The following is an 11,673-nucleotide window of genomic DNA, read 5'->3' as shown; positions in this document are numbered from 1 at the left end:
GGAGCCGGATGCGTCGCGGTCCGTCTGGGATGCCGGCACGACGATGGCGCCGCCCTGCAGCGCCGCCGTCTCGGCTTCATAGACGACGTAGCCGGGCGTCGCGTCCTCGATCAGGACTTCCAACTGGTCGATGTTGGGGCCGGTGTTGGTGATTGCCTGCAGTCGGACCGAGTTGGCGCCGGCCAGCAGTTCGGCCGGGATGTCCAGCGTCTGCCAGGTGTTCCAGGCCGCGTTGCCGCTGACGCCGACGGGCGGTGCGAAGGCGAAGATCCCCACGCTCACGTCGTTGACGAAGACCTCCAGCGGCCGGTTCGCCGTTCCCCCATTGGCGTAGCGAACCCTGAGTACGGCATCGCCGGCATCGGCGGCACTCACATCGACGTCGAAGGTGATGAAATCGGCGGTCGTCGAGCCGAAGTCGGCGTAGCCCCCTGTGATGCCGTCGCTATAGTCGGTGTTGCCATCCAGACCGTAGGCGCCCGGCCGGATGCCGTAGGGCGGATTGGTGGGGCTGGGTTCCGGCGTATCCCCGTCACGAATCACGATCTGGGCGCCGGCTCCGGAGGCGATGACGGCCTGGGACTCGTCCTCGGCCTGGATCGTGGCAATGGTGGTCAAGTCGCCATCCCCTTCACCGGGATCGATGATATCGCCAGGCATGGGATCCAGGCGTATGACCTGGCTCTCGCCCGTGCTGCGATTGAGGGTCATGAGGTAGAGCTGACCGGTGAGCGGGTTCTCGATGATATCCAGCGGATCGACGTACTTGATGACGTTGCCGTCCACATCGCGCAGTACGTTATCGGTCGATACGTTGCCGTTCTCGTCCAGCGATATCCAGCGGATGTCGTCGCCCCCGGAGTACTCGACGAACAGCAGGCTTCCATCCAGCGTGGCGCCGAAGACGTTGCTGGTGTACTCGATCGCACCGTTGGGCGAGCGATTGGTCCCCAATGAGTAGGCGTCGTCGATCCGGTAGTTGCTGTCGGGATTGGTGCCGACGGCGTAATCCCCCGTCTCGTTGGGATCCTTGCCGGCGCTGGGGTTGCCGCCGTTGAGGATATATTCATCGTGCAGCGGGTTGGGATGTCCGTAGTAACCGCCCTGCTCCACCCGGAACAGCCAGTCGTCCTCGATCCCCACGTTGATCAACCCCTCGTTGTAGGCGGTCGATGGATCGTCCGGTGTGGTACCCCCGGCCGCGGAGCCGTTGGTCGGCGCGTACAGGTTGCCGTTGGAGTGCCAGACCATATCGTAGGCATTGCGGATGCCGGTGGCATAGACCTTGAGCACGGCGTCCGAGGCGAACGGGTCGTAATATTCGATCAGTACGTTGCCGTTGGCGTCCTGCATCGTCGCGGTGCCGTCCTCGGCAAAGACCAGATACTGGCCGCCCCCCATGTCGATGGGACCGTTCTTGAGATCGCCGTCGTCATCCTCGTAGCGGGTGTTGGAGCCATCCGTCGGCAACGGCTCGGTCGACACGTCGAAGCCGCCCGCCGGCGCATCCCGGTAGGGATCGATCTCAAGTATGCCGGCGTTCAGAAGCCGCTCGGGCCGGTTGCCCCAGGCGCTGTCGTCACCGCCCATGGCGGTATTGGCGCCTTGAGAGACATACAGCAGGTAAGGCGGCACGTCGGGATTGGTCTCGGCGTCGAATGCCGGATTGGCATGGAACACCAGGCTATTGGTGACATGATCACCGTTGGAGCGCGGCAGGCCGTTGATGTAGGTTTCCGCCGCGCCGGAGAAGGTCGCGTCGGTATCGTCGATCGTGATCTTGCTGACCCGCCCGCTGAAATCCGGCACGCCGTTGTCGCGCCCGGTCAACGGGATGGGGTAGTTGTCGGTCACCCACAGCACATTGGGATCGGTGGGGTCGAAGGTCAGACTGACGATGCCCCGGGCTCCGGCATCGGTCTGGAAATAGTCCAGCGCCAGGGTCTGCTCGTTGGAGAGCCCACCGGTCATCGGATCGACGTCGAACCGCTTGATCTCGCCGCCCAGGGTCGATACGTAGATCTTGGAGTAATCGGGAGACATGGTGATGGAGCTGAACAGATAGGCGCCGTCCTCGGCCCCGTTCAACTCCACGTTGGTGTCGAAGGCCACCTCGCTATCCTGGACGGCGGGTTCGCCTCCTGTGACGAACGTCGTGGTCAATTTCTGGAATTCCCGGGTGGGTGCGCTGGGATCTTCGTTGTCGCCGCGATCCTGGAATCCATCGATCACCAGCGTGTAGCTGGTGTACTCGTCCAGCTCCTCCACCGGCGAGATGGTCAGAGAATCGAAGCCGCCAGTGGTGTTGATGTTGAAGGCCACCGCTTCGCCGGTAACGGTGTTGAAGAGCTTCACCGAACCGTCGTTGAGGCTCTCCAGCAGCGCACCGCCGCGCCCCTCGACGACCGAGATACCGATGAAGAAGTCGGAGGTGGGGTCGATGCCGACCGGCTGGGTGCCATCGTCGGCCTGGAGATGAACCTCCACCTGCTGCTGCCCCACCCCGGCCACCGCCCTGGGGTCGGTGAAGTACGCATAGTCCGCCGGCGCTTCACGATCGTCGCCGGGGGTCAGATCCGGCAGCGACTGAATCTCGATGTACTGGATCTCGGTGTTGTCGCTGCCCACGCCGATCGAGTCCAGGGTGAGCCGGCCATCGGTCACCTGGACGATCCGCGTGACCAGGCTGGAGCGGTAACCGTCGCTGTCGTTGGTCGGATCGCCGTCCGCCGGGAAACCGTCCGGTCGCATCGAGGCGAAGGGCGTGTTGAACGCGTCGCCCTCGGCGTTGATGAGGTTGACGCTGTCGTAGGCGCCACCACTGTCGCCGATGGAGATCGTGACCTCGTAGTAGCCATCCTCCAGTTCGATCTCCCAGCCGGCGGCCTGGCTGTAACCGGGCTTGTCGAAGCCGGCATAGGTCGCCTGCAGCGGGTCGACATCGGGCAGCGCGCCGCCGCGATTGCCGAGGGCATCGCCGTCCTGCCCGGCGATCGCCATCGGCGTCGTGCCGTTGGCGGTTCCGTCGGCAATCGATGCCGCGGTTACCCAACCGTACCGGACCGTCTGCCCGTCGACCTGCAGCGACTGCTGCCCGAACGCCTGCCCCGTATCGGCAACGTAGCCCTCCGGCGTCGACGTCCCACTGGGCTGGAAGTTGATCTTGACCTCGAAGCGCTCTCCCGGCTCCGGGACCGGATCGCCGCCGCCGTCCGGCAGCGTGCGAATCGACAGATTGTCGATATTGGGTCCGATATTGCCGATGTTGGACAGCCTGACCACGTTGTCGCCGGCGCCGAGATCGATCTCGACCGTGGTCTCCGTCCAGTTTTCCCACCCCGCGCTACTGAGGCCCGTCGAGGCGAAAGCGATCGTCCCCTGGGTCTCGCCGTCCACCGATAGCGCCATCGGGCGGTCGTTCACGCCGCTTGCCGCATAGCGAATCGTCAGCAGATAAGTGCCCGCCTCGGCGACGTAGACCGTGAAAGAGCCCGCGTCACCCACCTGCGAGCCCATGTCCAGATAACCGCTACCGGTAAAATCGCCCCACAGACGATCGGTCCCGCCACCGCTCGGCTCGGGGTTGCTGGCGTCGCGAACCACGGTGTCGGCGGCGGAGGAGCCATCGTCGATCCCCAGCGCTTCCCCTTCGATCGACAACACCAGCGTGGGATCCACCGGGAGCGCTTCGACATAGTCGAAGCTGATCTGGTCGATGTTGGGGCCATTGGGCACACCGCCCTGCGCTGCCGAGGGCAGTGTCAGGGTCAGCGTGTTGTCTGCCTGCGCGAGCGGTACCGATACGCTGACCTCGCTCCAACTGGTCCAGGAACCGGTCGGCGGAAACGACACCAGGGTCGGCTCCGCACCGTTGACCGACACCAGCAGTGGGCGATCGCCCGTGCCGCCGTTGACGTAACGAATGGTGGCGGCGTAGATGCCGACGTCATCCGGTGCGACCTGGAAGGTGACCGCATCCCCCGCGTCGGTGCCGAAATCGACATAGCCGCCGCCCAGGGCCCCAGCCCCCACATTGCCGAGCGCATCGGGGTGCTCGCTATCGACGACCCGGGTCAGCGAGCTGCTGCTGCTGGCGCCGCTGTCGATGATGGAGACCAGGTCGGGGTCTTCCGCCTGGATCACCAGCGACGTCGGCGCCTCGTCCGCGGCTATCGCCGTCAGCGTCAGACTATCGATATTGGGGCCGCCCCCCACCTGGTTCTGGAGGCGGATGACATTGGCACCGCTGTCCAGGGTCAACGTCAGCTTGGCGTGCTGCCATGTCTCCCATCCCCCGGTACCCGAGCCGGTCGACGGAAAAGCCAGGCTACCCTGTGCGACGCCATCGACGAGCACCGACATCGGACGCGAGGCGCCGCTGGCGCCGCTCCCGGCATATCGGACGTCCAGTTCGTAGGTGCCGGCCGTCTCGACCTCAACCTCGAAATAGGCCGCGTCCCCGACCTGCCCCCCCATGTCGAGATAGCCCGGGCCACTCGAGCCGTCCCACAACCCATCGGGCCCGGCAGCCGCCGTGGTTTCGGGGTTGGCCGGATCGCGAACCACGCTATCGGCGACCGAGGCGCCATCGTCCGGGATCAGCGATTCGCCCTGCAAGGTGAAAACGTCGCCCGACCACCCCTGCTCGTTGACGATCTCGATCTCGGTCGACTGTTCGCTCCCCGCCAGCAGCTGACCGCTTGCGTTCTGCGCATCCAGCAGCAGGTTGGTCACCCCCCGCTCCAGGTCCGAAGGCAAGATGAACCGGTAGGGACTCTCGGTGGCCGACAGTTCACTCGGGTTGCCCGCGGAGTCGGTGACCGTCAGGGAGATCGCGGCAACGTCGCTGGCGACGAAACCGCCGCTGTCGATGGGTGTCACCTCGAGCCGATGATTCTCGCCAAGGAGGGCGCGAGTGATGGCTGCACCCTGAGCCAATGACTCGACGACGGCTCCGGTCTGGGCATCGATGACGGATAACGTGAACATGTATGGAGCCCCTACGCATTGTGATGGTGGTTATATGGCGAGCCAGGGATGACCGAAGCTCGCCAGGCGCATGCAGACACGATGCCGGCGCCCCGTATGGGTACTGGCGGGAAATTCCTGTCGTAGTGGTATGAACGACGAAACTCAGGACCAAAGTCTTATCGGTCGCAAGCTATCGCTTCTGGCTGCCGGCGCAAAGTTGAAACTTCTCAAACTGCCAAAACGAGTTTGACGAGCAAGCGCTCCCGATCGCATTGAGCTCGATCTATTTCCGACACGATTTCATCGACTTGCCGAAGCGTTCCCTTTCCCCCATAAGAGACAAATTTACATAAAATTTCAACGCTGATAAATATCAGACCCCAGCATTAAACCGCCACATCGAATAGTCATTACAACTGCGCAAACCGTCTTTAATGCGTCTCTCCATTTTTACTGGACCCGGTTTTCCGCCGGCGTCGCATAAAACGGACGCGCTCACAAAAATCGATTTAAAAACAATAGCAAAAACCCACACCCAGGATCAGCGCGTCAAACCGTAGGGAGAGACGGCAGTCAAAAACACGCTTGTAAACTTCTTCACAATTTCCGCATGCTGAAAGTCTCAACAGCGTTCGACGCCACTTTCCGAAATGATGTCACAAGAGACAGAACCGTGGCCAAACCCGACGAAAAGACCGATCTGCAAAAGGCGCTTTCCAATAGTCGCCGTGCTTTTCTTTTCATCTTGCTATTCAGCCTGTTCATCAACTTGATGATGCTCGCGCCATCGATTTATATGCTGCAGGTTTATGATCGAGTCATCACGACGCGCAGCCCCGAAACTCTGATGATGTTGACGTTGGTCGTGGTGTTTCTGTTTGTCGTGATGGGCTCGCTGGAGCTGGTGCGCTCGCGAATCCTGGTCCGGGTCGGCAACCGGCTCGACATGCAGATCAACGAGCGCCTCTATCAGGCCACGTTCAAGCGGGCCTTGCTGGTACCGGGCAAGCCCTCGGCCCAGCCCTTCAACGACTTGACGACGTTACGCCAGTTTCTGAGTGGAAACGGTTTGTTCGCCTTCTTCGATGCGCCCTGGATACCGGTCTACATCGCCATTCTGACGCTGTTCCATCCGTGGTTCGGGATCTTCGCCACCGTCGCCGCCTGCGTGCTGCTGGTGCTGGCCTGGATCAACGAGAAGAGCACCCAGTCGCTGCTGAACGAGGCCAACCGGGAGCACGTCCAATCCCAGGACCTGGCCCAGAGCAACCTGCGCAATGCCGAAGTTCTCCAGGCCATGGGGATGCTGCCCCATCTGCTCGCCCGCTGGCGGGACAAGCACCACGACTATCTCATCAACCAGTCCCGCGCCAGCGACCGGGCCGGTGTGCTCAGCAATGTATCGAAAACGCTGAGGGTCATGTTCCAGTCGCTGATTCTGGGGCTCGGCGCCTATCTGGTGATCGAGGGCAGCCTGACGGGCGGCATGATGATCGCCGGCTCCATCCTGATGGGTCGTGCCCTGGCGCCCATCGACCAGATGATCGGTGGCTGGAAAGGCTTCGTCGCGGCACGCACGGCGCACGCCAGACTCCAGGCGCTACTCGTCGCGGTGCCCGCGGAACCCCAGCGCATGCCGCTGCCACCGCCAGTCGGGCGGCTGGCGCTCGAAGCGGTCACGGCGGCCCCGCCCGGCGACACGCAACCGACACTGTGGGAGCTCAGCCTGACCGCCAACCCCGGCGAACACATCGCCATCGTCGGACCCAGTGCCGCGGGAAAGTCGACGCTCGCCCGGGTCATGCTGGGCGTCTGGCCCGCCCAGAGCGGCTGCGTCAGGATCGGGGGGACCGATATCGGTCAGTGGCCAAGAGAGCGGCTGGGCCCTTTCATCGGCTATCTGCCGCAGGACGTCGAGCTGTTCGACGGCAGCATCAGCGAGAACATCGCGCGCTTTGGCGACATCGACCCGGCGCGCGTCATCGAGGCGGCGCAGAGGGCCGGCGTACACGACATGATCCTTCGCCAGTCCGACGGCTACGACACCCGGATCAGCGGCACCGGTGGCGTACTCTCCGGCGGGCAGCGACAACGCCTCGGTCTGGCCCGGGCCCTGTATGGCAATCCCGTTCTGGTCGTCCTCGACGAGCCGGACGCCAATCTCGACGCCAGCGGAGAGCGCGCGCTGCTGCACTGTCTGCGGCAGCTCAAGGACCAGGGCACCACGGTATTCATCATCAGCCATGCGCCCGCCATTCTCGACCATGTCGATCGCGTACTCGTGCTGCAGGAGGGCCGCATGATCTCCTGCGCCCCGCCGCGGAAGGCGGCGACGCCAGCCCCGGACGCTTCACGCCAGAGTGACGCTCCCGTTCACTCGATCCGGATGCGCGCCCGCGGCAAGGCCGGCGACTCACACTCCTACCCACCCCTGGCACCGGAGCCGCCGACGCCATGACGACTGCCTCCTCCTCACCGATGACACTCGGCGCTCCCAAGCCCCAGTTGCCGACCAGCGACGACGCCAGCCGTCGCTGGGGCCTGGGGATCCTGGTGTTCGCGCTTGGCGGCTTCGTGCTCTGGTCGCTGACGGCCGACCTCGCGGTCGCCGTCGTGGCGCCAGGGTCGGTCGCCGTCGAGACCTCGACCAAGAAGGTCCAGCACTTCGAAGGCGGTATCGTCCAACGCATCCTGGTCGGGGATGGCGATCGAGTCGAGGCGGGCGACCCCTTGATCGTGCTCGACGATACCCAGCCGCTGGCCAAGCTCTCCATCGCCGAATCGGAATACCGCATCGCGCTGGCCAGCGAGGTGCGACTGCTGGCCGAACAGAGCGACCGCGATTCACTGACATTCCCCGCTATCCTGCTGGGCGACGTCTCGCCCCGGGTGGAGGCCGTGGTCGATGTCCAGAAGCGGCTGTTCCAGGTTCGTCGCCAGTCGCTCAAGGATGCCCTCTCCGCACTCGACGAGAAGGCCCACCAGATGCAGGAGCAGATCTCCGGACTCGAGCGACTGCGACAGGTGAACCAGTCCAAGATCAACTCGCTGGCCGGAGAAGCCGCCGACTACCGCACGCTGTTCAAGGAGGGGCTGGGAGACAATCAGCGCCTGCGCGAGCTCGAGCGCCAGGTGCTCCAGTACCAGGGAGAGAACGCGCAGCACGCTGCCGAGGTGGCGCAGTTGCGCTCGCAGATCAGCGAGAACGGTTTTCAGAAGGAGATTCGCCTGCAGGAGTACCACCAGGGTGTGGGCGAGGACCTCAAGGAGGTGCAGTCCCAGGTCACGGACGCCGAGGAGCGGGTGACCGCCCTGCGCGATCAAGTGCAGCGGACCGCCATCGTGGCCCCCGTCTCGGGCACCGTCGTTGGCTTGCAGGTCCACACCCAGGGGGCGGTCATTCGTTCCGGCGACACGATCATGGAGGTCGTCCCGGCGAACGAGGCCTTCGTCATCGAGGCGAGAATTCCCGATCGCGACATCGACAACGTCCACGCCGGCCAACCCGCCGAGATTCGCTTCAGCGCCTTCAACCAGCGCCTCTCCAACGTCATCGAGGGCGAGGTCGCCCATGTCTCGGCGGATAGCTTCGAAGACGAGGCGACGCGGACGCACTACTACAAGGCACGCATTCGGGTGACCGACCTGGGGCATGCCAAGATGACCTCGTCGATGCAACTGCTGGCCGGCATGCCGGCCGAGGTGATGCTGAAGACAGGGGATCGCACCTTCGCCAGCTACATGTTCAAACCGTTCAGCGACATGCTGGCACGAGCGATGCGAGAAGAGTGATGCCGTCAATTCGACCCTGGATCCTGACCGGCTGCCTGGCGGCTCTGGCCACGCCGTCATATGCCCAGCCGCTGGAGATCACGCCGCCGACGAACGCATCGATCGCCGCCTCCCCGGCCCCGCTGCCGTCGCTGCCGCGCCTCGTCGCCCTGGCGCTGAGCTACGACAGCGGCCTGCAGAGCCAGCGCCTCGACAGCCAGTCGGTGGCCCAGGAGGTGCCGATGGCAGAGGCCGGACTACGCCCGAGACTCGACGCCACCGCCGCTTATCGATACACGGATGCCGACAACATCTACACCGACAACCCCGACGACTATCCGGACGAAGTCTACGACGACCGTGTTGCCGGCAAGACCCGGGATACCAGTTGGGAGCTGCGCATGACGCAGCCGCTGTTCAGCCTCGAGCGCTGGCGTCGGGTCGGCAAGGCCCAGGCACAGCTGGACGCCGCGACACTGCAGGTCGCCGTCGCCGAACGGGACCTGGCGGTCAAGGTCGTCGAGACCTACCTCGATGCCTACCAGGCGTCGCGCAAGCTGGGCCTGCTGATCGCGCAGCGTGAATCGCTGGTGCTCCAGCAGCGTCAGGCACAGCGCGCCTACGATCTCGGCATCGGCGACCGCATCAACCTGCTGGAGTCCCAGTCGCGCCTGGACCAGGCGATTGCCGACCAGACCTCGGCGGAGAACGATCTGGCCAACGCCTCGAGCGATCTCGAGCGACTGACCGGGATGCCACTGGTATTCGATCCGGTGCTGATCGATACGCCGGAGAGTCTCGTCATCCCGCCGGAATCCATGCCGCTGGAGAGCTGGCTGGCGCTGACCGGGGATAACGTCCAGGTCCAGCTGGCCGCCGAGCGTCAGCGCGTCGCCAGGATCGACACCGACGTGCGTCGCGCCTCCCGCTATCCCGAGCTCAACCTGGTCGTCGGCTACAGCGATGTCGACAGTAACGATGCGCTGCGCACCAGCAGCGACCTGACCGCCAGCGTGGAGATGAACCTGTCGCTCTACCAGGGGGGATACACGACCGCCAGCATCCGCCAGGGGGAACTGACGGCGCTCGCCGGCACGGCATCGGTAGAGAACGAGAGTCGTTTGGCCAAGCAGGAAGTCCGCAAACGCTTGAGAAGCATGCAGGGCGACCTGCGCCAGATCGAAGCCCTGCAGCGCTCGGTGGAATCAGGAAGCCTGTTCCTGCAGGCGGCGATTCGGGGTGAGTCGCTGGGCTTGAGGGACCTGGTCGACGTGCTCGACGCCCGCTCTTCGCTCTACGACCTGCGCATCCGCTTCGTCGAGACGCTGTGCCTCTATCTCAAGGATCGCACCTATCTCGACGCGGCCGTCGGCCAGCTCGACACATCGACCCTGACGGATGTCGCCGGCATCCTCTCCCGCGTCGAGCAGACCGGTGCACCCGCCACCGCGGTGCCGGCCAATGGTTGATCCCGGCCATCGACGCCACTTGGCAATACCTGCCATGAGCCATCCTCATCAAACGAGAGAGGAGCCTGCGTTAACATCATGGTGACTCACGGCAACCAACGACAACGACAAAGAGAAGGCGAGAACGATCATGACCAATCCACTGAGAAGAGGCCTGGCCGGACTGGCACTGTTCGGTGCCACCGCTGCCTCGGCCGCCTTCGTACCCATGGCCCAGGCCGAGGATCCGATCGTCGTGGGGGGACTCAATTACACTGAACACTTGATTCTGACCACTGCGACCACCGATCTGCTTGAAGCCAATGGCTACGAGGTCGAGCAGCGGGACGGCATGGGTACCAGCGTTTTACGCCAGGCCCAGGAGAATGGGCAGGTCGACCTCTACTGGGAGTACACAGGCAACTCCGTGATCCTGTTCCACAAGCAGGAGCAGCCTGCGGATGCCGCCGCCACCTATGCCGCAGCCAAACGGCTCGACGCCGAGCAGGGGTTGGTCTGGCTCGAGTCCTCCGATACCAACAACACCTATGCGCTGGCGATGCGCGGCGATGATGCCGAGGAGCGCGACATCCACAGTCTCTCCGACCTCGCCTCGGCGTTGCAGGAAGGCGCCGATCTGACGCTGGCTTCCAACGCCGAATTCTATGCCCGCGACGACGGTTTGCGCCCTCTCCAGCAAGCGTATGGATTCCGCTTCCCGCGGGACAAGGTCAAGCGCATGGACACCGGACTGACCTACAACGCCTTGAGAAGCGGCGACGTCGACGTCGCCCTCGTCTTCGCCACCGATGGCCGCAACGGCGCCTTCGACTTCGAAGTCCTCCATGACGACAAGCACTTCTTCCCGGTCTATCAACTGGCGCCGGTCGTCCGTCAGGACGTGCTCGACTCCCACCCGGATCTGGCCCCCCTGCTGAACCGGATGGCAGCCGCGCTCGATGACGAGGTGCTTGTCGATCTCAATAGTCGCGTCGACGTCGACAAGCAATCGATCGACAAAGTCGCCCACGACTTCCTGGCCGAACAAGGCCTGCTCTAGCCGCACCCTGCGGCAATCCCCCCACTCTCGCCATGCCAGGTACCGGGCCTCGGGCATGGCGTTGCCATAGACAAGGAGCCGACATGTTCCCCAGCGGCGCACGCCCCGAGGCACGGGAGGTCTGCGACTTCACGCACCAGGTCGTCGAGCACGCCAACCGATGGATCCCGCTGCCGGACGGCACGCGACTGGCCGCCCGGCTGTGGCATCCCGAAGGGGCGGAGCGTCACCCCGTGCCCGCCATCATCGAATGCATCCCCTATCGCAAGCGGGATGCCACGAGCGGCGAAGACGAACGCACTCATCCCTATTTTGCCGGGCACGGCTATGCCGCGCTGCGTATCGACCTGCGCGGCAGCGGTGATTCCGACGGCGTGCTCGAGGACGAGAACCTTGCCGGCGAACAGGATGACATCGTCGCCG

General features: G+C 64.1%; 6 protein-coding genes. 5 read left to right on the top strand and 1 reads right to left on the bottom strand.

The genetic code is table 11. From position 1 onward, the window contains the following. Nucleotides 1–4,989: carbohydrate-binding protein (locus Q0602_RS10335; protein ID WP_298842574.1), on the bottom strand; the 4,989-nt coding region annotated here is incomplete at its 3' end. Between the two features lie 655 nt (nucleotides 4,990–5,644). Here Q0602_RS10335 and Q0602_RS10330 point away from each other — a divergent pair. The 5 genes from Q0602_RS10330 to Q0602_RS10310 form a co-directional block, all read left to right on the top strand. Next, entirely contained in the window at nucleotides 5,645–7,429 is a 1,785-nt protein-coding gene (locus Q0602_RS10330) for a type I secretion system permease/ATPase (RefSeq protein ID WP_298842571.1), read from the top strand. Beyond that, nucleotides 7,426–8,763 carry an HlyD family type I secretion periplasmic adaptor subunit gene (locus Q0602_RS10325; protein WP_298842568.1) on the top strand — a complete coding sequence of 446 codons (1,338 nt, stop codon included), beginning with the start codon at nucleotides 7,426–7,428 and terminating at the stop codon, nucleotides 8,761–8,763. Before Q0602_RS10330 ends, Q0602_RS10325 begins: the two co-directional genes overlap by 4 nt. Beyond that, complete coding sequence (locus Q0602_RS10320; RefSeq protein ID WP_298842565.1) at nucleotides 8,763–10,211, top strand: TolC family protein; 1,449 nt, start codon at nucleotides 8,763–8,765, stop codon at nucleotides 10,209–10,211. The genes Q0602_RS10325 and Q0602_RS10320 overlap by 1 nt, the downstream gene beginning before the upstream one ends. A gap of 130 nt (nucleotides 10,212–10,341) precedes the next feature. Next, a complete protein-coding gene (locus tag Q0602_RS10315) occupies nucleotides 10,342–11,250 on the top strand; it encodes a glycine betaine ABC transporter substrate-binding protein (protein ID WP_298842562.1) in 909 nt (302 codons plus the stop codon). A gap of 83 nt (nucleotides 11,251–11,333) precedes the next feature. Beyond that, the coding region (locus Q0602_RS10310) for a CocE/NonD family hydrolase (protein WP_298842559.1) at nucleotides 11,334–11,673 on the top strand (340 nt) is incomplete at its 3' end.

This window comes from uncultured Salinicola sp. (genome assembly GCF_937921195.1).
Taxonomy (GTDB): Bacteria; Pseudomonadota; Gammaproteobacteria; order Pseudomonadales; family Halomonadaceae; genus Salinicola.
The sequence above is the reverse complement of the archived record's forward strand: the minus strand, read 5'-3'. Positions and strand labels throughout refer to the sequence as shown.